19 protein-coding genes and 1 pseudogene are annotated in these 23,317 nt (G+C 66.5%); 9 read left to right on the top strand and 11 right to left on the bottom strand.

Annotation, left to right across the window (positions count from 1 at the left end):
* Positions 1 to 156 precede the first annotated feature (156 nt).
* Entirely contained in the window at positions 157 to 1,881 is a 1,725-nt protein-coding gene (locus AC5FRV_RS15845; protein WP_493562058.1) for a hypothetical protein, read from the top strand.
* Positions 1,882 to 1,998: 117 nt separating this feature from the next.
* On the opposite strand, the gene AC5FRV_RS15840 is transcribed toward AC5FRV_RS15845, so the two are convergent.
* From AC5FRV_RS15840 to AC5FRV_RS15820, 5 genes are all read right to left on the bottom strand, one after another.
* The gene (locus AC5FRV_RS15840) at positions 1,999 to 2,175 is read right to left on the bottom strand and encodes a hypothetical protein (protein ID WP_493562057.1); all 177 of its coding nucleotides are present in this window, start codon (positions 2,173 to 2,175) and stop codon (positions 1,999 to 2,001) included.
* Positions 2,176 to 2,306: 131 nt separating this feature from the next.
* On the bottom strand, positions 2,307 to 3,038 hold the full coding sequence (locus tag AC5FRV_RS15835; protein ID WP_493562056.1) for a ZIP family metal transporter: 732 nt from the start codon (positions 3,036 to 3,038) through the stop codon (positions 2,307 to 2,309).
* Positions 3,039 to 3,297: 259 nt separating this feature from the next.
* Positions 3,298 to 3,903: a DUF7970 domain-containing protein gene (locus AC5FRV_RS15830; protein ID WP_493562055.1), complete on the bottom strand. Its 606-nt coding sequence runs from the start codon at positions 3,901 to 3,903 to the stop codon at positions 3,298 to 3,300.
* Positions 3,900 to 4,796 (bottom strand): ParA family protein, encoded by an 897-nt coding sequence (locus tag AC5FRV_RS15825; RefSeq protein WP_493562054.1) that lies wholly within the window; start codon positions 4,794 to 4,796, stop codon positions 3,900 to 3,902. Before AC5FRV_RS15825 ends, AC5FRV_RS15830 begins: the two co-directional genes overlap by 4 nt.
* Positions 4,797 to 5,425: 629 nt before the next feature.
* On the bottom strand, positions 5,426 to 6,688 hold the full coding sequence (locus AC5FRV_RS15820; protein ID WP_493562053.1) for a tyrosine-type recombinase/integrase: 1,263 nt from the start codon (positions 6,686 to 6,688) through the stop codon (positions 5,426 to 5,428).
* Between the two features lie 468 nt (positions 6,689 to 7,156).
* Here AC5FRV_RS15820 and AC5FRV_RS15815 point away from each other — a divergent pair, with 468 nt between their 5' ends.
* Genes AC5FRV_RS15815 through AC5FRV_RS15795 form a run of 5 tightly spaced genes read left to right on the top strand, consistent with a single transcriptional unit; the run spans position 7,157 to position 13,020 of the window.
* Positions 7,157 to 8,311 (top strand): PstS family phosphate ABC transporter substrate-binding protein, encoded by a 1,155-nt coding sequence (locus tag AC5FRV_RS15815; protein ID WP_493562052.1) that lies wholly within the window; start codon positions 7,157 to 7,159, stop codon positions 8,309 to 8,311.
* Positions 8,312 to 8,371: 60 nt separating this feature from the next.
* Positions 8,372 to 9,505 carry a phosphate ABC transporter permease subunit PstC gene (gene pstC / locus AC5FRV_RS15810; RefSeq protein WP_493562051.1) on the top strand — a complete coding sequence of 378 codons (1,134 nt, stop codon included), beginning with the start codon at positions 8,372 to 8,374 and terminating at the stop codon, positions 9,503 to 9,505.
* Complete coding sequence (gene pstA / locus AC5FRV_RS15805; RefSeq protein WP_493562050.1) at positions 9,502 to 11,112, top strand: phosphate ABC transporter permease PstA; 1,611 nt, start codon at positions 9,502 to 9,504, stop codon at positions 11,110 to 11,112. The genes pstC and pstA overlap by 4 nt, the downstream gene beginning before the upstream one ends.
* Positions 11,109 to 12,029, top strand: a complete 921-nt coding sequence (gene pstB / locus AC5FRV_RS15800) for a phosphate ABC transporter ATP-binding protein PstB (RefSeq protein WP_493562049.1) — start codon at positions 11,109 to 11,111, stop codon at positions 12,027 to 12,029. The genes pstA and pstB overlap by 4 nt, the downstream gene beginning before the upstream one ends.
* 1 nt (position 12,030) lies before the next feature.
* Positions 12,031 to 13,020: an AbrB/MazE/SpoVT family DNA-binding domain-containing protein gene (locus AC5FRV_RS15795; protein WP_493562048.1), complete on the top strand. Its 990-nt coding sequence runs from the start codon at positions 12,031 to 12,033 to the stop codon at positions 13,018 to 13,020.
* A gap of 12 nt (positions 13,021 to 13,032) precedes the next feature.
* On the opposite strand, the gene AC5FRV_RS15790 is transcribed toward AC5FRV_RS15795, so the two are convergent.
* Positions 13,033 to 13,476 (bottom strand): ArsR family transcriptional regulator, encoded by a 444-nt coding sequence (locus tag AC5FRV_RS15790; protein ID WP_493562047.1) that lies wholly within the window; start codon positions 13,474 to 13,476, stop codon positions 13,033 to 13,035.
* A gap of 163 nt (positions 13,477 to 13,639) precedes the next feature.
* Between AC5FRV_RS15790 and AC5FRV_RS15785 the strand changes: the two genes are divergently transcribed.
* Positions 13,640 to 14,242, top strand: a complete 603-nt coding sequence (locus AC5FRV_RS15785) for a hypothetical protein (RefSeq protein ID WP_493562046.1) — start codon at positions 13,640 to 13,642, stop codon at positions 14,240 to 14,242.
* Positions 14,243 to 14,289: 47 nt separating this feature from the next.
* Here the strand turns inward: AC5FRV_RS15785 and AC5FRV_RS15780 are convergent, their stop codons facing one another.
* A complete protein-coding gene (locus tag AC5FRV_RS15780; RefSeq protein ID WP_493562045.1) occupies positions 14,290 to 16,674 on the bottom strand; it encodes a glycoside hydrolase family 2 TIM barrel-domain containing protein in 2,385 nt (794 codons plus the stop codon).
* Between the two features lie 376 nt (positions 16,675 to 17,050).
* On the opposite strand from AC5FRV_RS15780, the pseudogene AC5FRV_RS15775 reads away from it, so the two are divergent.
* A pseudogene (locus AC5FRV_RS15775) lies at positions 17,051 to 17,281 on the top strand (hypothetical protein); the annotation flags it as partial.
* Between the two features lie 248 nt (positions 17,282 to 17,529).
* Here the strand turns inward: AC5FRV_RS15775 and AC5FRV_RS15770 are convergent.
* Together AC5FRV_RS15770 and AC5FRV_RS15765 are read right to left on the bottom strand one after the other, a co-directional pair.
* Positions 17,530 to 18,060, bottom strand: a complete 531-nt coding sequence (locus tag AC5FRV_RS15770; protein WP_493562044.1) for a DUF421 domain-containing protein — start codon at positions 18,058 to 18,060, stop codon at positions 17,530 to 17,532.
* Entirely contained in the window at positions 18,057 to 19,055 is a 999-nt protein-coding gene (locus tag AC5FRV_RS15765) for a two pore domain potassium channel family protein (RefSeq protein ID WP_493562077.1), read from the bottom strand. The genes AC5FRV_RS15770 and AC5FRV_RS15765 overlap by 4 nt, the downstream gene beginning before the upstream one ends.
* Before the next feature lie 403 nt (positions 19,056 to 19,458).
* On the opposite strand from AC5FRV_RS15765, the gene AC5FRV_RS15760 reads away from it, so the two are divergent.
* On the top strand, positions 19,459 to 19,815 hold the full coding sequence (locus AC5FRV_RS15760) for a DUF8147 domain-containing protein (protein ID WP_493562043.1): 357 nt from the start codon (positions 19,459 to 19,461) through the stop codon (positions 19,813 to 19,815).
* A 53-nt stretch (positions 19,816 to 19,868) separates the two neighbouring features.
* Here AC5FRV_RS15760 and AC5FRV_RS15755 read toward each other — a convergent pair whose 3' ends face one another.
* Complete coding sequence (locus tag AC5FRV_RS15755; RefSeq protein ID WP_493562042.1) at positions 19,869 to 20,378, bottom strand: universal stress protein; 510 nt, start codon at positions 20,376 to 20,378, stop codon at positions 19,869 to 19,871.
* 208 nt (positions 20,379 to 20,586) lie between these two features.
* The gene (locus AC5FRV_RS15750) at positions 20,587 to 23,208 is read right to left on the bottom strand and encodes a cation-translocating P-type ATPase (protein ID WP_493562041.1); all 2,622 of its coding nucleotides are present in this window, start codon (positions 23,206 to 23,208) and stop codon (positions 20,587 to 20,589) included.
* Positions 23,209 to 23,317 lie beyond the last annotated feature (109 nt).

Raw genomic sequence — 23,317 nt, 5'->3', positions numbered from 1 at the left:
CGAACGATTCCAATGCTATCCATCGAGAGACCAGCTACAGTCGTCCTCGTCAGTATCGTGCTCGCGTCGGCGCTCACCACAGGCATCGCAGCCGCAACTGGGCCCCTGGGTGGGGCCGATCGAACGGTCGGTGTCGACGAACAGACGCATATCCCCGTGACACTCGACGAAGCGCCCGCCGGTATCCAGCGGTACAACGTGACCGTCCGCCTCGAAAACGACGATGTCGCGGCGATCGAATCCGCCTCCGGCGGCGATATCGGCGCGTTCCAGGTTCGTTCGCGGACGGCGGACTCGGTCACATTCCGGGCGGCCGATCTCGGGCAAACCGTCCAGCCAGGGGCGACGAACGTGACTCTGGCAACGGTCACTGTCAGGTCGACAGCGCCCGGCATGTCGACGGTCAGCTACACCGTCCACGACTTCCGGACCGACGACAGCGAACAGGTAAGCCCCGCTGTGCAGGATGGGACGTTGACGGTTCGCAGCGATGGCGGTGATGGCGGTGATGACAGCGATGAGCCCTCCCAGTCAGGGAACGAGGAGAACCCACCAGTCGGGCAGTCTCGCTCGGGGAAGACCTACGGCTGCTCGAAGGCGGCCGCCCGGTGGTTCATGGAGAGCGACGACCACACGCTCATCGTCTGTGATACCCAGGCCGGATTCGAGGGGGTGACCGAACAGCTGGGTGGCCGTCACTACGTCGTCGACGGCTCGAAGACGATCAACCCGCTCGACATCCAGCCGGTGCCAGAGTACGTCCGTGAGAGCGTCGGGCAGGTCAACCCCTACCAGATGAAGGTCAACGAGGCGACGCAGTTCTTCGCGGGCGTCCTGAAATCCCAGGGCGTCGACCCCGGCTCGTACACGTCGACGATCGAAGAGGGACTCGAGGAGACCTACGCACGCTTCGACATCTATCCCGAGGACCTCGACAGCCACGCGAACGAGAGCCCGACGGTCGCGGACTTCCTGGAGACACTCGAAGACATCCTCGAACATCCGGGCGAGTACACCCACACGAATCACGAACGGGAAATCGAACGGAAGGTTGCCCGGGTGTCGGACCTGCTCGATAAGCTCTCGGGGTTCAAACCCAGCGGGAAGTACAGCTATCTCGTTGGGCAGACCGAGGAGAGCCTGACCGACCCGGACCTCGATATGGCGTATCTGGACCTTCGCCAGTTCCGCGGGTCGTCGGACGCCGAGAAATCAGTGATGCTCCAGTTGATGCTCGGTCAGGTCTACGAGAAGGTCAAGCGCTCCCGGCAGAAGGTCGTCTTCCTCATCGACGAGGCACACGTCCTCCTTCACAGTGAGCGGATGGTCACCTGGCTGCAGAAGGCAGCACGTGAGTGGGCACGCTACGACGCAGCGCTGTGGTTCGTGAGTCAGAGTCCGCGAGAGTTCCTGTCGTCGATGCAGGGCCACGCTGCGGCGGAGGAGAGCCACCGGCGGACGATCGTCGACCAGTGTTCGACGGTCCAGTGCTATCGAACGCCGAGCGTCGAACCGGAGATTCTGCGCGAACTCGGGCTGAACAGCACCCAGATCCAGTTCGTCAAGCGAAAGGCGACGCCGGGGAAGGCCGCCGCTGGACACTCGGAGTGCCTGATCAAACTCGACGACTACCAGTCGTGGATACCGACGTACGTCGAAGCGTCACCGTTCGAAGACACCGTCCTCCAGTACAGTCGCCGTGAACACGGGGATTACAGCGAATACGTCGAGCGCGTTTTGCGAGGAAATTCTGAGGGGAGTCCGACAGTCACAAGAACTAATGATCGGATATCCGACCAGCGACAGCGTACATCGAACGGGAAAAGTGATACTGAACGCAGGGGGCCTGAGTCAGATAGTCGGAACCCCACACAGCCATAGCAATGGAGAGATCGATTAGCCGCATCGAAACAGTCCATCGAAAACGTTGTCGAGTACCGCACCGAGAGGTAATTGTTCTACCTGCAGTTCGAGGACATGGAATGGTACCCATCTGAACTAGTACTTCGAACACGGCCTCGGGATTCCAGAGCGCGGCGCGGTACACCACCTCGCGCACGTCGAACTTCGGAGGTCCCGGCCGAGCGAGGTCTCGAGGTCGGTGATCAGGTCCCGCTCGCCGTCGGCGACGTCGACGTGGACGAAGAAGGCCAGTCGCTCGTCGCTGTCGGTCATCGCGTACACATCACGCGGGAGAGACGAACGTGACAGAGCCCACGTCCGTCGGGCGCGGCATTTCCTGGACCCAAAAAGTGAGCGAACGCGACATGCAGCCCCCGAAGTCGGGTTGTCCTCGTCGAATCGACTCACATCGACCGTGCGAAGACGATGAACAACGCCAGGCCGACGCCGGCCAGGAGGGCGAGCATCGAGTGCTCCGTCTCGTAGGACTGTGCTTCGGGGAGCAGATGGGCCGCGGAGACGTAGATTAGCACGCCCGAGACGAATCCGAGCATGAGGCCCAGGTCGCTTCGACCGAGGTCGCGTACCAGTGGATAGGCGACGAAGGCGCCGATCGGTGTCGTCAACGCCGCGATGAAGAACGCGTACACTGCCGCCGTTCGTTCCGTCACGTTCCCTTTCAGCAAGACGAGATACGTGATGACCCCTTCGGCGAATTCGTGGACGACCAGCCCGGTTCCGGCCAGAACGCCCGTCAGCACCGAGATGTTGAACGTGACGGTGTAGACGACGCCGTCGACCAGGGAGTGGATCCCGATGCCCTCCGCTGCCGTCACCCCGAACGCGAGCGTCTCCTCCCCGGTGTGACGCTTGATAACCTGGTTGGAGAGGTACATGAAGAGGAAGCCGACCAGGGCGGTGAACCCTGCATCAGCGTTGTTCGCGACCGCGTCCGGGAGGGCATGAATTAGCGGCGTCGTGATGAGGATCCCCGCGGCAAAGCACATGAGATACGGGAGCGACCGTTCCGCCCACCCCCGGTGTCGAAATATCGTGACGATGCCTGCGCCGTTCACCAGTGCGGCGACGATGGCGAACGCCGCAATCCAGTAGAACGTCCCTGGCAACGCTACCATCGCTGATTCTCGTTTCCGTTCGGCCTCGGCCGCTCACGTTCGGTCGCGAAAAGAGACGTCCGGTCTGCCAGTCCGGGTCTCGCTGACTTTCCCATGTGGCACCTACTGCCGTTAAATACTAAAAACGACGTCCGTCCGACTGGCAACGACTCGACTCTGACTCACCGTTCAGTTACCCACCTCTCGATATATCGACATGGGATATAGTCAGCGAACAAACTTGATCTGGGGCGAACAGGGGTCGTCTGTGACCAGCGACCTACTCTTCGTCGGCCGAGTAGCCCATCGCCAGCAGTTCTTCGAGCACGGCCTCGGGGTTCCGGAGCGCGGCGCGGTACACCGCCTCGCGCACGTCGAACTTCGGGAGGTCCCGGCCGAGCGAGGTCTCGAGGTCGGTGATCAGGTCCCGCTCGCCGTCGGCGACGTCGTCGTGGACGAAGAAGGTCAGGCGCTCGTCGCGCTCGAACTGGACCGACTTGTCCTGGATCGCCCGGCGGACGATGTAGGGCTGTCCCCCGGACGACGACCCGACGTCGATCGACGACGCGTCGAGAGCAGATCCGCCGTCGTCTGCGGACGAGTCCGACGGCTGGGTCGACGAGCCAGCGGTCGTCGACGGGGAAGACGCCGACGCCGCCGACGATTCGGAGTCCGCGTCGCGGTCGGATTCCACACTCGATCCGGCAGCAGTCCTGTCGGGCGTCTCCGATTGCTGCTCTGACGTCCGGTCGGTGCCAGTCTCGGTACTCGAGTCGTCGGCGCCGGCGTCGTCGGTATCGGTGGCCTGAGCGTCGTCCGCCTCGTCGTCTTCGTCGCCGTCGTCGCCCCAGAGATCGTCGCCGGAGCCGGATTTCAGCCCCGTCATGCTTCCACCTCGGCGTTCTCGGGCTCGGCCTCACCGGGCTCGGGCGGGTTCGGCGCCTCGACGCCGCCCTCGGATTCGAGGTGCCGGGCCAGCTGGTCGAACTGCGCCAGCGTCTCGACCTCGTAGTCGCGCTTGCGGTCGCGGTGGTCGCGGACGTACCGGAACGCGCTGCAGTGGGCGCGCCAGCACCCTTCCAGCAGGGAGGTCCGGTCACGCAGGATGACCGGCACGTCGAATCCCGCGTCCTCCACCTCGGCGACGACGTCGTCCTGGTCGCGCGTGCCCTTGAACCGGTTGGGCACAGCCGCCAGGACGCCGATGTTGATCTCGAGTTGCTCTTCGAGGTTCGTCACGAGGTCGTCGAGTCCGCTGACGGAGGCCTGGCCTTTGCCGGAGGGTTCGATGGGAACCACCAGGTTTCGGGTCGCGTCGAGTGCGTTGTAGAGCTGCGGGCCGGAACTGGCCGGCGGGTCGACGATGAGGACGTCGTACTGTTCGTTGATCTTCTCCTCGCGCAGAACGCGCTGGAGCTGGGTCCACATCGGGAACGACTCGCCGAAGTCGCTCCGGGCCTCCTGTTCCTTCCGGAGCGCTTCGCCGAGGTCCTCGAGCCGGTTGTGCTCGGGGATGATGTCGACGCCGTGCTCGACGGTCCGGATCAGGTCCGAGAACTCGCCCATTCCCCGGCCGACGAGGTGGTGGACCAGGGTGTCGACGTCGCTGTCCGCCCGGTCGTGGTCGGCGTCGAACAGATAACTCAGGTCGCCGTCCTGCGGGTCCAGCGGGACCACGAGGACGTCGAGTCCGGCGCGAGCGTGCGCGACAGCCAGGTTTGCGGTGAGCGTCGTCTTCCCGACCCCACCGGCCTCGCTGTACACCGCATACGAGAGCATACCATCCGTTGCGAGGCTTCGAGTATAAGTTTTCGTCAGACGTTTCAATTCAACGTACCACGTACACCAAACAGTTGTTTGTAACGTTTGCTTGCAACACCTGCTTCAAACAACCGATTGTAACAGTCGTTTGCAACGGACGATTGCAACAGGAGTTTGCATCGAACGTTCGGAGTAATCGGCTGGAACATCTGTTCGATACAATCGGAACGAAGAATGTCGGATGTAGCGCCTGTAGCCTACATTTCCAACGATCAATCGATTTCAACGTACGTTTCGTCTGTTTGAAACGGTTGTTTGCAGTAATTAGTTGCTACAATTGTTTCATACGCTCGTTTGAAACAGTTGTTTGTAACGACTGGATCATTGACTCGATCCCGACAACCACAGGGCTCGATCGAATCGACTGGGACGATCCAGACGGGGGGTGTAACCGACGATCGAACCAATTGGTTGCAACAACTGTTTGCAACAACTGTTTGCAACAACTGTTTGCACCAGTCGTTTGCAACAGACGTTTGTAACGACCATTTGCGTCAGCCACTGGCTGTAGGAGGGAGGGAAGAGACGAACTACGGCTCCGACGAAGCGTTCGGCCAGTACAGCATTCGGCGCGGCAGAGCGCCGATTCACTCCCCGTCGGCGGACTCGAAGGCGGCACTCAGCTTCTCTCGCATGAACTGGCGACGCAGCTCACGTCGACGGTCGGCAGAGAGGTAGTCGTGCCAGACGACGTCTGCAGAGGCGCTCCCCTGTTCGTCGGCGATCTCCGAGACCTGGTGTTCGACGAGCATCTCCACGGTGTCCGAGTAGCGGTCGTACCAGAACCGTCGCCCCATCTGCGGGACCGTGTTCTGGCCACCGATCTGCCGGGGGACGTCGGCCCTGGTGACGAGGTCGGCGAACCAGTTCCCGATGGTGCTGTTCGACCGGTGACCCGTGGCGGACCGTGACGACGGGAAGAGATAGCCGGACCAGTCGGCTTCGTCGGCCAGTTCGGCGAGGCGTTCGCGAGCGGTGTCGGCCCCGTAGATCACGGCGACCGTCCCCGGACCGTTCTTCCGTTCGTCGAAGCGAATGTGGGGGTTCTCGTCGTCAAGGACCAGCTGGCGGGCGTGCAGTGCGGCCACTTCGCTCGTTCGTAGGCCCCAGGCGCAGAGCGCGACCACGATCAGTCGCTCGCGAGGATTCGAAGCGGCGTCGAACAGCGCCCGGACGTGATCGGGAGACAGCGCCGGATTCGAGCCGCGCTGGTCGTCGTCGACGGTCCAGTCGTAGTCGAGGCCGTCGGTGGGGTTCAGCGCCGCTTCGCGACGGCTGACCAGCGTCGTGTACCAGTTCGACGTGGTCCGGTAGATCCGCCGTAGCGTCCGCCGGCCGACGTCTCGGTCCAGCGCATCGAAGGTGTCCCAGCAGGCGTCGACGGCTTCGTGGGGCGGGATGTCACTGTCCCGGGCGACGGGCGTGAGAAGATCGGCTGTGCCGTTCACGTCTTCGTAGGCGCGCACGTAACGACCGAGGCGGTAGGCGTGGGCCTCGACCGTGCTGTCGCTCCAGGACAGGCGCTGGGCCTGCCGGTCGAGGTACCGTTCGAGTGCGTCGACGGTCGGTCCGTGGTCGATTCCCCAGTCGTACCCCCCGGATTCGAGCCCGAGGACGTCGTTCCAGAACTCGGCGAAGCTGCGGTCGTGGTACTCCCGGAGGGCGTACACCAGGCCGCGAAACCCGTGTTCGGACAGCCAGGAGTGTGAAGGACGATCCGCCTCGGAATCGAGCCCATCGGCCTCCATCGCTGGTGCGACGACGTCCCAGTACGCGTCTTCGAGGCCGTCGAGGCCGAGGAGCGTCCACTGGACGTCCGGTGTGGAATCTGAGTGCCCCGATTTCGCCATGCTGGGGCCATCTATCGGTATTCAAATAGTTGTTGTGGTTGCGTAGACTGCAAGAGTCTGCGCAGTCAACGGTAGATCATGCGCAACAAGCATAGAATTGTATGAATCGTATATCGCTATATCATTTTTCGGCGTGCGATTCCGGTTGTGAAGGACGAGTCCAGTAATCGTGCCCTAAGAGGTGAGAATGGCGAGATCAGGCGGCTCGGGAAGTTGTGTTCAGCGAGCTCGAGGGGCAGAGCGCTGTTGCGAGAATTCCTCGGAAACTGTTTCGATGGCCCCTGCAACGTAGCTCAAACGCGCCTACGCATCTGGCCGAATCTGCGCAGACGAGAGACGACAGAATCGTACGAAGCAATATATAGAACTCCTAGTAGAACGTCGCCAACTGAGAGGTACGTTCCGCTCCGTTACGGGCCGTACAGCTCATATACACGTTCATATCCGTACTCCCACCCGTCTCAGGTGATGACGCGTGACCAGCGTCCGGACGACGTATCGCGGCGGAAATTCATCCTGGCGACCGGTGCAGCGGGGACGGCGGCGTTCGCCGGGTGCTCGGGCGGCAGCGGCGGTCAGTCGACACCGACGCCGCGCGTCGAGACGCGGACGGTCGTCAAAGACCAGTCGGGAAGCCAGGCATCCTCAGATTCGAGCGGCCCGTCGGACCTGTCCGCCGAGGGGTCTTCGACCGTGTACCCCATCTCGAACAAGGGCGGGTCCTACTGGAACGGGAATCCGCCGGCCGACGACGAGGAGTACTGGGGGCCGGGCCAGTACGGCATCGACACGGACATGCACCTCGCGGATTACTTCGCGAGCCTCTACGGCTTCGAACCGACGGAGACCCGCTCCGAGGCGCCGTTCAACATGAGCGTCGGTCTGAGCCACTCGGGGACGGGCTGTAAGTCCGTCCGCGACGGTCTCGTCGACATCGGCAACTCGTCGGGACCGATCACGGCGGAACTCGGCATCAGCGAGGAGAAACGCGACGAGAACTACGTCGACCACGTCGTCGGCCGGGACGGGCAGCCGGTGTTCGTGAGCCAGGCCATCTACGACGCGGGCGTGACGGAGCTCACCGGCGAGGAGGTCCGCGGCATCTACCAGGGCGACGTCACCAACTGGAGCGAGGTCGGCGGCCCCGACCAGGAGATCTACGTGGTCGGCCGCGCCGAGGGCTCCGGGACGGACACCTCGTTCCGACTCAACATGCTCGGTGACGCCGATGCACCGATGGACGTCGACACCCGCAAGGGCCAGAACCAGCAGGTCCAGACGGTGCTCGAACAGAACGACGGCGCCATCGGCTACATGGCGCTGGCCTTCCAGAGCAGCGCCATCTCGCCAGTGGCGATCACCTTCGACGGGACGACCTACGAGCCCGACAAGGACGCCGAGAACACCATCTTCGACAGCGACTATCCGCTGAACCGGGACCTGCACATGTACACCCGGATCACCGACGAGACGCCGGAGGGGACGAGCATGAAGGAAGCCGCCTTCATCAACATGTTCCTCACCGAGTTCGGCCAGCAGACGTTCGTCGAGGCGAACAACTACATCCCGCTTCCCACGAAGGACATCGAGGCCGAGCGCGAGAAGCTCCCGGACCAGGTGTAACGAGCGGACCGCCAGCGGCTGCCACGATCCACGACCCCGATCTATCCATTTCGATACCCAATGTCTGATCTCCGACGACCCCCTCACGACGGACGCCGATCGGTTCAGCGACGCCTCACGGCGGCCCGCGAGTTCGTCGACGAGACGCCGCCGACCGCGCTCGCCGCCGGCCTCGTCGGCGGCCTCGCGCTGATCGGCGTGCTCGTCGGCTTCCTCGTCCAGTCCCCGCTGACCGTCCTCGCGCTCGGTGCGTTCCTGGCCGCGTTCGCCTACGGCTGGCTGCGCCACCAGGCGCTGACCGCACGCGCGATGACGTTCGCGATGACGGCCTCGACCATCCTCATCCTGGGCCTCATCACGGTGTTCATCTTCGCCGAGGCGTGGCCCGTCTTCGAGTACGCCTCGGGGACGGTGTTCGGCGTGCAGGTGCCCGGCCTCGAACTGTTCACGACGACCAACTGGAGCCCGGTGAGCGAGCCGATCGGGTACTCGCTCGCCCCCATGATCCACGGGACGGTGATGGTGACCGTCGTCGCGACGGCCGTGGCCGGCCCGCTCGGGGTCGCCGCCGCGCTGTTCATCGGCGAGATAGCGCCGCCGACGGTGCGCGAACTCGTCAAGCCTGGCGTCGAGATACTCGCCGGCATCCCATCGATCGTCTACGGCTTCATCGGCTTCACCATCCTCAGCCCGTGGGCGAGCGAGGCGTTCGACCTCGTGGGCCAGGGGACGTACCTCTTCGTCGGCCTCGTCGTCGGCCTGATGGCGCTCCCCACGGTGGTCTCCGTCGCCGAGGACGCGATCAACAGCGTCCCGGAGTCGATGAAGAGCGGGTCGCTGGCGCTGGGGACGACCGACTGGCAGACGATGACCGCCATCACGCTGCCGGCGGCGTCTTCCGGCGTCTCGGCGGCCGTCCTGCTCGGCGTCGGCCGCGCCATCGGCGAGACGATGGCCGCAACGGTGATGCTCCGCAACAGCCCCGCCCTGCCGGAGCCGCTGTACAACGCCTTCTACGGGTACGAGACGCTGACCTCGCTGATCGCGGCCCGCTACGGGGACGCCCACGGCCTCCAGTTCAACGCGCTGTTCGCCGCCGGGGTCGTCCTGTTCGTGACGGTCCTCGCGCTCAGCGTCGGGTCACAAATCATCGAGGCGCGCATGGAGCGCGAACTCGGGGGGAACCAGGGATGAGCGGGGCGACCGAGTACGACCTCGTTCGCGAGGACACCTCGACCCTGGAACTCGGCGCCGGTGCGACGGTCGGATTCGCCGTCGTCCTGTTCGGGTTCGGGCTGGCCGGGCTGTTCGAACTCGTCGCGGTGACGGAGTCGGTCGCGGGCGTCCAGTTGCCACGGCTGCTCGGCGGACTGCTCACGCTTGCGAGCGCAGCGCTCGCCTGGTTCGGCGTCGCGTCCCACCGGGGCCTCGTCCCGACTGACCCGCGACCGAGCGCCGGCGTGGTCGCCGCCACAGGGGCAGCCGGCGTCTGGTTCGTCGTCGGCGGCCTCGTCGGGTCACAGACGCTCGGCTTCGGGACGGTCGGCTGGCTCGCCCTGGCGCTCCTTGCGGGCGCCGGCGGCTTCGCGGCCACCGCGCTCCCGCGCGAGGACCTCGGAACCACGCTTCCGGTCGCTGCCCTGACCGGGCTAGGTGGGCTCGCGCTTCTCACCGACGTCATCGGGCCCGACTGGGCCTGGTCGCCGGTCGGCCTCCGGGCGACGTTCGCCGCCCCGATCGCGATTCCAATCATCGTCCTGTTCTGTTCGCTCCTCGTCGGCTGGGCGGGGGCGAAGGCCTACGGCGGGTTCGGCGCGCGGGGCCGCCACCTGGGCGCGTACGCGCTCGTCTACCTGAACGTCCTCTCGATCCTGGGCGTCCTCGTCGGCCTCCTCGCGTTCGTGTTCACGAAGGGGGCACCGGTCGTCGTCCAGGGGATCACCGTCGGTCCCGGCGCGGGGCCGGAGACGACGATCAGGCTGTTCGGATTCGCCCACACGGTCGTCTGGCCCGTCGACTGGCCGTTCGTGATGAACGGGGTGTCGCTGTACGCGGAAGTCAGCGGCGTCCTGCCGGCCATCGTCGGCACCGTCTGGCTCGTGGTCGGCGCCGTCCTGTTCGCCGTCCCGCTCGGCGTCGGCGCCGCCGTCTTCCTCGCCGAGTACGCCGAGGAAGGGCGGTTCACGCAGGTCGTCGAGGTCGCGACCAACGCGCTCTGGAGCACGCCCAGCATCGTGTTCGGGCTGTTCGGCTACGCGTTCCTGGTCCCCCGGTTCGGCGGGTCGAAGTCGCTGCTGTCGGGCATGTTGACGCTCGGATTCATGCTCCTGCCCCTGGTCGTCATCACGAGCCGGGAGGCCATGCTCGCCGTCCCGGACGAGTACCGCGACGCCAGCGCCGCCCTCGGCGTCTCGAAGTGGCAGACGATTCGGAGCGTCGTCGTCCCGGCGTCGCTCCCCGGCGTCATCACGGGCGTCATCCTCGGCGTCGGCCGCATCGCCGGCGAGACCGCGCCCATCCTGCTCACGATGGCGGGCGCGACCGAACCGTCGGCGGCCGAGACGGCCGACGTCGTCGGCGGGTTCGCGCTGTCCTCGTCGCCCCCGTTCGTCACGAACCCAGCACTGCTGGAGGCGACGAGCGCGCTCCCCTACCAGCTCTATGCGATCATCTCGGCCGGCGTCGGCGGCGACGCCGCCTTCGGCTGGGGGACGGCGCTGGTCCTGCTCGTCGTCGTCCTCACCTTCTACGCCGTCGGTATCGCTTCGCGGACCTACTTCAGGAGGAAATTACACGAATGAGTACCGAACTCGACGAGACGCAGACGGAGGCGGCACAGTCCCCGGCCGAACTCGGCGGCGCGACCACGGTCGGCGAGACAGACGAACGGACCCGGGCGGAGTGGGTCGACCACGAGTTCGACGGCGACACCAAGATCGCCGTCGAGGACCTGAACGTCTACTACGGCGACGACCACGCGCTCACCGACATCTCGATGGAGATTCCCGAAGGGAGCGTGACCGCGCTCATCGGTCCCTCGGGTTGCGGAAAGTCGACGTTCCTCCGCTGTCTCAACCGGATGAACGACCGCATCGGGAGCGCCCGGATCGAGGGGTCGGTCCGGATCGACGGCGAGGAGGTCTACCGGGACCGCGCCGACCTGGTCGAACTCCGCAAGCGCGTCGGCATGGTGTTCCAGCAGCCCAATCCGTTCCCGAAGTCGATCCGGGACAACGTCTCCTACGGGCCGCGCAAGCACGGCGACCTCGATACGACGTTCCTCTCGCGACTGCTCGGCCGCGACGACGTCGACGAAGAGGCGTCCCTCGTCGAGGAAACGCTCGAACAGGCCGCCCTCTGGGAGGAGGTGAACGACCGGCTGGACGACAACGCGCTGGGCCTCTCCGGCGGGCAACAACAGCGCCTCTGCATCGCCCGCTGTCTCGCGACGGACCCCGACGTCGTCCTGATGGACGAACCCGCCTCGGCGCTGGACCCGATCGCCACCGCCAAGATCGAGGACCTGATCGAGGAACTGGCCGAGGAGTACACCGTCGTCGTCGTCACCCACAACATGCAGCAGGCGGCCCGGGTCTCCGACCAGACCGCCGTCTTCCTCACCGGCGGCGAACTCGTCGAGTACGGCGACACGGACCAGATATTCGAGAACCCGGAGAGCCAGCGCGTCGAGGACTACGTCACCGGCAAGTTCGGATAGCATGGAGACGCGCAAGATCCAGATCGCCGGCGGGACGACGTACACGGTGTCGCTCCCCAAGGAGTGGGCCAGCGAGCAAGAGCTGGAAGCGGGCGCGCGTGTTCGCGTCCATCCCTACGAGGACGGCTCGCTGCTCGTCCAGACGGCGGGCCACGCCGAGCCGGAGCGCGAACCGCTGCAGCTCGCCCCGACCGACGGGTCCGTCGAGACCCTCCGGCGCCAGGTCTGGGCCGCGTACGAGACCGGTCGCGAGGCCATCGAGGTGACCGGCGACGCGGTGGGATCTGCGGACCAGCGCGCGCTGCGAGACGTGGCCTCGTCCCTCCTGGGCGTCGACGTCGTCCAGCGATCGGACGACGCCGTCGTCTACCGGAGTCTACTCGACGCCAGTACCGTCTCGCTCGAACAGTCACTCCGCCAGCTCCAGTTCGTCGCCGACTCGGCGCTCGGCGACGCCGTGTCGACGCTCGTCGACGAGGAAGTAGGCACCCACGGGATCGAGGACCGCGCCGCCGAAGCGGGTCGGCTCGCGGCGCTCGTGGGCCGGCAGTTCGCCCGGTCGCTCGACGATCCGGCCGTGCTCGACGACCTCGGCGTCGAACGGACGACGCTGTTCGACTACCACGCCGCGGCGACCGAACTCGAACGGATCGTCGACCACGCCACCACCGTCGGGACGGTCGTCCAGCGACAGCGAACACCGGTGCCCGCAGACGTCGCCGACGCGCTCGTCGCGACAGTCGACGAGGCCCGTGACGGTATCGAGCAGTCGATGAGCGTCCTGCTCGACGGCGGCACCGCCGAGACCGCCTGCGACGTCCTCGACAGTTGCGAGCGCGTCGACGTCGCGCGCTTCGACCGGCTCGACGACGACGCGCCGGCGTGGCTCGGCGTCGTCTTCCGGTCGCTCGTCGACGCTGTCGAGGCGAGCGGTGCTATCGCGGCCATCGGGCTCCGGGCGGCGCTCAGGGAAGAAAAGTGTGGCCAGTGAGCGGCGTGGGAATTAGCTGTCCGCGTCCGGCCGCGGCATCGCCTCGATGTCCCGGATCCGGGGCGTTTTCTCGACGGACTGGTACTGTCGCTGCCAAGCCTCCTCGGGGAAGAGACCGTTCCGGTCGAACAGGGCTCGGGCCTCCGGGGTGAGTTCGTAGAACTGGTAGGGGTACCCGCCGACCCGTTCCCCCGGTTCGAACTCGCGTTCGCGAACCACGCCGACGTCGGCCAGCGTGTCGAGGTGCCGGCGAACAGCGTGCTCACTCAGCGGTGGATTCATGTAGTCTAGTTCCTCGACGCTGGGCAGCCCCTTCGGATGGCCGACGACGTCGGCGAGGATGTCGGCACGCTTCTTGTCGGTCGCCTTTTGGAGCGCACGCCAGGCGTTGAACCGGTCGCCGCTGGCCCCCTGGGCCCCTTCCGCCTGGGCACCCGCCTCTGTCGTCGGCCTCATGTCTCTGACTTGTCGCCCCACGCCCATAAACACTTGCACTCAGATGAAGGTAGGACCACAACTGGATCCACAACTACATGCGCATCTGGTATCCAAACTCGTCTCGAAATCCACTAGGTAGCGACCGTGCAATTAAAGTCGCGGCAATGTTGTAAATTAGTCAATGAATTCCGGGGATGAAGACCGGGAAGTGGCCGACGACGGGACCGACACAGTTCCGGAGGCCGAGGAGATAATCGACGACGTCGAAGCGATCAGTCTCACCCCGAGCGAGCACCAGCGCGTCAAGGATCTGGTAAACGGGGACCAGATGAACCGGATCGAGGGACACGAGCGCCGGTACCTGGTGGCCGGGGCCGGTGGCGAGACGGGAGCCGCCTCGCGACGGGAAACCGTCTACGACCTCCTCGACGCCCGACGGGACCCGCCGGCCGTCGCCGTCGAACTGGAAGACTTCGGCCTCACACCCGAGGAGATAGGACTCTGGACGCGCGTGTTCGACATTCTCTGCGGCATGGCGACCCACATCGTCGGGGTGATAGAGGACTTCGATGGCGGCTACGTCTGGGAGCTAGGGCTACTGTTCGCACCGTCGTATCGGGAGAAGACCTGGATGCTGAAGCGGACGTACGACGACCCGGAAATGGAGCGAGACAGGTACGACAACGGGATGGCCGCCTCGTACCTGCGACTCCTGAGCAGCGAGCGGTGCCACGAGTGGGCCGGTGCCGACGAACTCCCCGACGTCGTCGCGGAGATTCCGTAGACGACATCTCAGATTCGCCGTTCGCCCGTCGACTCGGCCTCGACAAGTCAGTCGTCGCTGACAGTCACGGACACGCTGTCGCCGGCTAGCCCGTCGGCCGCGGCCTCGATTTCGACCGTCCCAGCCTCGCGGGGCGCTCGAACGACGACGACGCAGGAGCCGCGATACGCCGAGCAAGCATCGCCGACCCAGGGCTCGTCGCTGTCGAGGTTCCCGTTGTCGACGCTGGCTATCTCGCCGGCGCCCGAGACCTCGAAGTTGACCTCGTGGTCTGCGCGAGGGACGCGCGCGCCGTCCTCGTCGGTGACGGTCGCCTCGACGTACACCAGGTCGCGGCCGTCCGCCGCGATGGCCTCGCGATCGGCGTCGAGTTCGACCCGTGCGGGTTCGCCCGCCGTGTGGAGTTCGTGTTCGGCGACGACCTCGCCGTCCGCCTTCGCGACCGCCCGGAGCGTCCCCGGCTCGTAGGGGACCCACCACTCCATCGGGCGGGGGCCGTCGTCGGCCCGCTGGGTGCCGAGCGACTCGTCGTTCTGGTAGAGCTCTACCGACTCGGCATTGGTGAAGGTGTAGACGTTGACGAACCCCTGGGAGTCCTCGCGGTCGGGAAAGTTCCAGTGGGCCGAGAGCGGTGGCCCGCTCCAGGCCGGCCGACAGGCGGGCCGCTCGCGGTCGTGGTCGACCGCCGCAGCGAAAACGGTGGGGTCGTCCGACCACGCGGCCTGGTGGAACCGGCCGGCGGGTTTGATCGCGCCGGTCGTGTCGATGGGGCCGGTCGGCCACCCCTTGCTGGGCCACTCGCGGGCCTCGCCGAGGTAGTCGATCCCGGGCCAGAGGAACTGGCCGCAGACGTCGTCGCGCTCGACCACGTCGGCCCAGGGATTGTGCGGGACGAACGCCAGCGGGTCGTCGCCGGACCCGCGGAAGAACCGGCGGTTCTCCGAGCCGACGATGGGAATGTCGATGCCGGCCGCGCGGTAGTCGTCGTACCAGTGCTCCTGGTAGTTACAGGAGAGCACGTCGACGTGTTCGGCGACTCGTTCGACGTTCTCGACGACGCCGTCGGTGCCGTCGCCCCACGGCGGGTTCCCGTAGGTGACGGGCCGTGTCGGATCCATCTCGCTTGCGGCCTCCGTCAGCGCGGCCAGGTCGGCGATCATCTCGTCGTCGCCCTGGTCGTAGTTCTCGTTGCCGACGCTCCAGCACACAACCGAGGGATGGTTGCGGTCGCGGTCGATCATCGCCGCCAGGTCCTCGCGCCACCACTCGTCGAAGAACTCGTCGGCACCCTCGTGGCGCCACTTGTCGTACACCTCGTCGACGACGAGAAAGCCCATCCGGTCACAGAGGTCGAGCAGTGCGGGCTGTGGCGGGTTGTGGGCGGTGCGAATGGCGTTACAGCCCAGCTCCTGGAGCGTTTCGAGGCCGCGTTCGAGCGCGCGTTCGGTGACCGCCGCGCCCAGACAACCGGCGTCGTGGTGGAGGTTGACGCCCTTCAGGTCGACCGGCTCGCCGTTGAGGAAGAAGCCCGCGTCGGCCGTCCACTCGAAGGTGCGAATCCCGAAGGGAGTGACGAAGTCGTCGACTGGGAGGGCGGCGGAGCCGCCCTCCTCGTTCCGCGACGGCGAAGCCGTCGCGCCGTCGCCCTCGCGATAGACGACGCTGCGGACGAAGTAGCGAGTGGGGTCGTCCAGCGTCCAGCGGTCGGGGTCGGCGACCGAGAGGCGCTGCTCGAACTCGTGGGGCTTTGCGGGGTCGACGGTCGCTTCGCTCCCCGCCGTCGCCACCACCTCGCCGTCGGCGTCGAGGATCTCCGTCTCCAGCGCGCAGTCGACGGGCGCGTCCGTCCCGTTGCTCACCTCGGTCAGCACCTGCACCTCCGCGCGCTGGCGGTTGACCGCCGTCGTGCGGACGTCGGTGCCGAAGGGGGTAACGGCGACCGGGTCGGTCTCGATGAGGTGGACGTCGCGGTAGATGCCGGAGCCCGTGTACCAGCGGCTGTGGGGGTAGTCGTCGTTGGCGACGCGGACGGCGAGCGTCTCGCCGCCGTCGACGCCCAGGTCGGCCAGGTCGTAGGTCACCGTCGAGTAGCCGTAGGGGCGGTGGCCGACGTGCTCGCCGTCGACGTAGACGTCGAAGTCCCGGTAGACGCCGTCGAAGCGGAGCGTCGCCTCGCCGTCGATATCCTGGGGGAGTGTCCGACGGTACCAGCCGACCCCGCCGGGAGCGAAGCCCTGCTGCTGGCCGCCCGGCTCGTCGGGGTCGAAAGGACCCTCGATGCTCCAGTCGTGGGGCACGTCGACGGCCTCCCAGTCGCCGTCGTCGAGAGCGGGGTCGGCGCCGTCCGCGACGTCGCCGCGGTGGAACCGCCAGTCCGTTTCGAGACGGCGGACGCGTCGATGCTGCTCGGTGGGACCGGCCGCTGTTGTCATACGGTCACATCCGGCAGGGCCGGTAACAAAATTGCGGTGCGTCGTCGTCGTCCCGACGGCGTCCTCGGAAGGTGGCTGCCCGGCGGCCCGGCCGCCGAACCCGCGTCCCACCAGGTAACGTCACCTTATCGAGCGACCGCGCGTGATCCGCTGGCCTCTTTCGGGGACGGTGTGGGGACTCAGGGCCCAGCGAACGTGCGAGACGTCACCATATGGAACCGTCACGAATATATTTACTCGTTAGTGAGTAAGGCTTATCTATAGCAGGTGCTCCCGCACTAGTAATGCGAGTAACAGTTCCCTACGATCACCGTACCGTCCCCCAGTTTTGCACCGAAATCACCGCCACCACGCCCCCGGTCGAAGGAAGCCAGCGATGATGTGGCAAGACCTCGTCTTCATGGCCGGGAGTTCCCTCTCGCTGTTCTTCCTCATGCCGACGCTGCGCGACTCGATGGCCCACGTCCCCCTGGGGACGTCGCTCCCGTCGGCCACCATCGGCTTCGTCTACGGCGGGACGTTCCTCTCGCTGGGCATGACGTTCTCCGCGATCGGCGCGATGTGTACGGGCGTGATGTGGAGCGCTATCGCGACGCTCCGGTCCCCGAACCCGTTGCCGTTCTTCGACGACGAGGGGGCGCCGTCATCGACGGCCACCGCACCGCACGCAGACTGATAGTGGTGGTTATAAGCCCGTACCGGCGTTCGACGTCGCCGGTGCCATCGAACGCCGGTAAAAAGTTACAACCACCACTATGATCCGGTCGAGCGAGAGGACAGCATCTGCGAGTATCTGCGGTCATCTCGCGAACGCGCGAGCACCCTTCCCCACGAGCGATTCCGAATCCGGCCCGTTCACTCCCACAGCTGTTCTTCCAGTTGCTCGCCGAACGACGACTCGTCTTCGACGGAGCCGATGACGGAGATCTCGCCGGACGATTCGAGGACGACGGCCTCGACGTCGTCGAGAGAGCCGAAGTTCTTCTTGCGAAGGGCGGCGTGAATCTCGGATTTCGCGACGCGCTGTTGCCGCATCGCTCCCTTGACGAACTCGCCCCGGAAGTACAGTAACGCGGGCGGATTCGTGACGACGCGTCTGAAGAATGGCCACCGGATCTGGAGCCAGGTGACGACGTACTGGAGCGCCAGGAGGAGGCCGAAGGCCACGATGGCCTCCGAGAGCGCGACGTCCTTGGCCGTCAGCGCGCGGCCGAACACGGAGCCGATAGCGACGGTCACGATGAAGTCGAACGCGTTCATACTCGAGAGCGTTCGACTCCCCGTGATGCGGAGGAAGAGCACGAGCGCGACGTACATCGAGACGCCGACGACGACGATTCTGACGATCGGGTTCAAGCCGGAGACGAAGAAGGTGACCTCGGTCATGTGTCGATAGGGGGCCAGTGCCAGGCGTCGGCGGTCACGATTCCGAGCAGTTTGCGGCGGCGGTCCGCCAGCTCGTCGAGGGCGTCGGCGAACTCCTCGTCGGAGACGGTGGGCACGCCCTCGCTGCGGAGCCGGTCGAGGTCGGGCGGTGGCGGCGCCTCGTCGGCCGGATCGATGAACGCGTTGTTGAGCGTCTCGAGATAGTTCTGGCTCGCCGACCGCGCGTTCTCGACGAGGACGGTGTCGGGCTGGTCCTCGTCCAGAACGCCGAACCGGAGGACCGTCATCGACTCGTCGAAGACGGCGACCGCCATCGCGGAGGCGTGCTTGGCCTGTTGGCTGTGGTAGTAGTGGAGGATCGGGTAGGACTTGTGCTGGTCTGCGAGCGTGTCGAGCCGTGAGGCGAGCGAGTTGAGCGGGAGGTGGAGCCCGTCGAAGTCCTCGCCGTCCCACGCCGCACAGACGACGGTCTCGCTGTCGACCCCCATCCCGGAGACGCTACTGGCGAAGGAGCGCTTGTTCGAGACGGCCCCGAGGACAGAGAGCACGTAGGAGACGCCCATCGTCACGAACAGCATGCCGGTCGCGGTCGTGAGCGACGCGGCGATCTGCCAGATCCCCGCCGGGGGGTAGAAGTCGCCGTTGCCCATCGTGAACATCGTGTACGCCACGAAGAATATCCGGCCCGACCAGGTGACGGGGACGTCGTCCCGGGCGGCCAGCAGCGCGTTCTCGCCGCCGGCGAAGACGAGCGTCCAGCCGCCCCAGATGAGGCCGACCCACGTGACGAGCGTCAGCGTCAGGATGACCGGTCCGGCGAGGCTGAGTGCACGGGACCGCGTGTCACCGATCTGCCGGAGGCCGCGCCAGATCCACGTCGTCAACCGCGCCGAGAGCGGGCCGGAGCCGCCGTCGACCCAGAGCGTGGTCCAGAGGATGTCGACGATGGTGACGCCGAGCAGCACCAGCCCGACGACGAGATACAGCGGTCGTATCGCCTCGGCCCCCTGCAGCGGGACGAGGTCAACTGTCACCCCGGAACCGTAAGCGGGCGACGGGACAAGTCCCAGCGTGTCCGCGAACATTCTCACGCAGCCGTAGGTGCTTGACGTGCAAAATGTTAGCGAAGTAACTAATACGTTCGTCGCAGGCGCGCAGTCGTTCGCGGCCCCGTCTGGGCGTCCGTGCTGTTGCTCGGCTACGCGCTCGTCGTCTCCGGGCACGTTGCCGACGGAACCCGGTGACCGTCGGCATCGAATCCACGCCCGTCGGGGCCGAAAACGCCGCGGAAGAGCTATACGGCCAGTCTCGAAAACGGGGATCACTGATGGTCCCGACACGACACCGTCTCGTTCGCTGTCGGCTCGTCCGCGAAGCCGTGCTCGGGAGGTGGACGAGATGAGGCTCCGGAACCTCGTCCTCGTCGTCGCGAGCGGAGTCGCGGCGTTCCTCGTCGTCGGCGTCGCGGTGACCGAACTCCTTCGCCCGTCGATCGAGTTCTCCCTGTTCGTCGGTCTTCCGGCGGGACTCGTCGCCGGGGTCCTCGTCTCCGCGGGCGTCTTCCTCGGTCTCGGGGACGAGACGTCCGCACGGCGACGGCGCGTGGCGCTCGCCGCTGGCGTGTTCGGCGGTGTCTTCCTCACGGTGCTTCTCGTCGCGGCGGGACTGTTCGGGCTCGGTACCGTGACGGCGCTCGCGTTTGCGACGCTCTCCGGCGTCGCGGCAGCTGTCGCCACTTTCGTTCGGAGTTCGTGACCGCTCCCCGTCCGGAGGTCTCGACCGGGCAAACTACGACGGCCGGTCGTCCGTCACTCGGGGAGGAAGAAGTCCGATTTCGGTCGCCGCTGGCTGGCCGCTCCCCTGAGCCTGGCGGACTTGGCGGGGCCGCTGTGGCGGACGATGACGACGTCGTAGGCCTCGTCGGTCGCGATGCTCCCACCGACGCTACTGATCGACGTGACGAGGCGGCCGGCGTTGTCGCTGCCGATGAACACCATCGACGCGTCTTCGCGCTTTGCGACCTTGCGGATCCGCTTCGAGATGGCGCCGGACGGCGCGTACCGGCCGACGACGAAGTGACGGAAGTCGGCGCTCGGACACAGGTCGGACACCTGGCCGTGTATCTTCGAGACGACGGCGGACCGGTCGAACGCCTCGTCGGACTCGATCCAGCCGCGTTCTCTCGCGTACTCGACGTTGCCGTCCGGGATGACGGTGACCGCCACCACGGACTCGTCGAAGACGACGCCGAACTGTTCCGCGCGAAGCAGCGCCGCCTCGGAGAGTTCCGAACCGTCGAACGGGACGACGAGGGTCATACCGGCTTTTTGGTCCGCCGTCCCAAATAGCCACGAGTCGATCGTCGCGCCGCGAGAACGGGCGTTTCCAGATGGCGACGGCGACCGTGTCGTCGACGAGGCTTCGATTCCCGTGACGGTCAACAGGTGACGGCGATCTGACAATTAACAATTCTAGAATAGGCTATTCCAGAATAGGCTAATTTGAAATAGCCTATTTTGAAATTGGTTATTCGAAACGGCTTTCCGCCGATTGCAGCCGCCGGACGCCGAGGGCGACCAGCAAGTACCCCGGCAGGGCCACGGCCAGCACGGCCCCGATCAGGCCCCAGTCGGCCGGGCCGAGCGGGACCGTGCCGAAGTAGTCGGCCAGTGGCGTGTAGAGGACGGCGATCTGTAACGCGATCGAGCCACCGACGGCCGTCGCGAGCCACCGGTTCGACAGCGTCGGCGTCTCCCGGAGCCAGCGGATGACGTACAGCTTCTCGAACTCGAGGAAGACGAAGCCGGTGAACACCATCGTCATCACGTACGGCGTGACCGCCGGGGCGCCGTCGAGCGTGAGGACCAGCAACGCGAGCATGACGAGCGTCGAGATGGTGCCCGTGCCGCCGACGAGCCCGAGCATCGCCCGGTCGACGATGCCGCTGTCCGGGTCCCGCGGCGGCCGTTCCATCACGTCGCCGCTCTCCGGGTCGGCCCCGAGCGCGAGCGCCGGCAGGCCGTCCGTGAGCAGGTTGATCCACAGCAACTGGACCGCGGGGAGGACGAGGTAGCCGAACAGGGACGCGAGGAAGACGATGGCCACCTCGGCGACGTTGGCCGAGAGCAGGTACCCGACGAACTTCCAGACGTTGTCGAAGATGGCCCGCCCGCGTTCGACCGCGCGTTCGATAGTGGCGTAGTTGTCGTCGAGCAGAATAACGTCGCTGGCCTGCTTGGCGACGTCGGTCCCCCGGACGCCCATCGCCACGCCGACGTCGGCGTTCTTCAGCGCCGGCGCGTCGTTGACGCCGTCGCCGGTCATCGCGACGACGTGGCCGCTGGCCTGGAGCGCCCGGAGGATCCGGACCTTGTGTTCCGGCGACGTCCGGGCGAACACGTCGACCGACTCGACGCGGTCCCGGAGTGTCTCGTCGTCCATCGCTTCCACCTCGCCGCCCTCGATGGCAGACGTCCCCAGGCCCAGGGACTCGCCGATGGCGGCGGCGGTCCGGGCGTTGTCGCCGGTCACCATCTTCACGTCGATGCCGGCGCGCTTCGTCGCGGCGATGGCGTCGGCCACCTCCTCGCGCGCCGGGTCGATCATCCCAACGAGGCCGAGGAACGTCAGGTCCGCGTCGACGGCGTCCTCGTCGAGGGTCGCGGGGTCGTCGGTGGTCGCCACGGCGAGCACGCGGAGCGCGTCGTCGCCGAAGGCCTCGACCTGCTCGCGGATCCGGTCGGCGCGCTCCTCGGTCAGGTCGACGGGGCCCTCGGCCGTCCGGACGCGTGACGACATCTCGAGGACGACGTCCGGTGCGCCCTTGACGTGGGCCACGTCGCCGTGGACGGTGCCCATCCACTTGCGCTCCGACGAGAACGGGATCTCACCGGTTCGGGGCTGGCGCTCGCGCAGTCGGTCGACGTCGTACCCGTGGTCCGCGGCGGCCGCGACCAGGGCCTGCTCGGTCGGGTCACCCTCCTCCAGCGTGGCGTCGTTGCACAGCGCGCCGGCGCGCACGAGCAGGTCGACGCGGTCGCCATCCCTCGCGACCCGGTCGTCGTCCTCGCCGGTCGCCCGGTCGTCCGACGGGGCGTCCGCGTCGACCACGGCGTCGTTCACCCAGAGACGGCTGACGGACATCCGCCCCTCGGTGAGGGTCCCGGTCTTGTCCGTACAGATGACGTCGACGGCGCCGAGCGCCTCGACGGCGGGGAGGCGGCGGACGAGCGCGTTCTCGTCGGCCATCTTGCGGACGCCCAGCGCGAGCGTCAGCGTCACCACCGCGGGCAGCCCCTCGGGGACGGCGGCGACGGCGAGCGAGATGGCGGTGAGGCCGGCCTGAATCGGCGGCGTATCGCGGAGCAGTAACAGCGGGATGACGAGCGCCGCCAGCACCACGACGCCGATGCCAAGCGTCCGGCCGAGCGCGTCGAGTTCTTCCTGGAGCGGCGTGTCGGTCTCCTCGGTGCTGGCGAGTTCGCTGGCGATGGCACCGACCTCGGTGTCCATCCCGGTCGCCGTGACGACGACGGCGCCGGACCCCCGCGTCACGTTCGTCCCCTTGTAGGCCATCGACTCGCGCTCGGCCAGCGGCGCGTCTGCGGCGACTGGATCGGTGGACTTCGAGACCGGTGCGCTCTCGCCGGTGAGCGCCGCCTCGTCCGCCTCGAGGGAGCTCACCTCGATCACCCGCCCGTCCGCAGGGACGACGTCGCCCCCTGCCAGTTCGACGACGTCGCCCGGGACGAGGCCCGTCGCATCGACGTCGACCGTCCGGCCGTCGCGTCGGACCGTCGCCGTCGGTGCGGTCAGCTCTCGCAGCGATTCGAGGCTCTCCTCGGCGCGGTAGTCCTGGACGAAGCCGAACAGCCCGTTGGCGACGACGATGACGGCGATGAGCACCGCGTCGACGGTGTGGCCGGCCCACACGGAGAGGACGGCCGCGGCCACCAGCACCCAGATGAGGACGCTGTCGAACTGGGCGACGAAGATGTCGAGCGCCGTCCGCTCGCTCCCCCGTTCCACCTCGTTCGCGCCGTGTTCCCGGCGCCGGCGGTCGGCTTCCGCGTCCGACAGCCCGTCCGGGTCGCTGTCGACCGACGCGAGGACGTCGTCGACCGGCTCGTCGTGGGCGGACCGTGACACGGGTGGACTGTCGCGGGCCGGATTCATGTAGGTTGTCCGGGGTGGCGGTGCGGACGGGTACCCGTGACGCGGAACGCGCCCGTCGTCGAAAACGACGGATAGAAGCCGA

Source organism: Halomicrobium sp. HArcel3 (assembly GCF_058933135.1).
The sequence above is the reverse complement of the archived record's forward strand: the minus strand, read 5'-3'. Positions and strand labels throughout refer to the sequence as shown.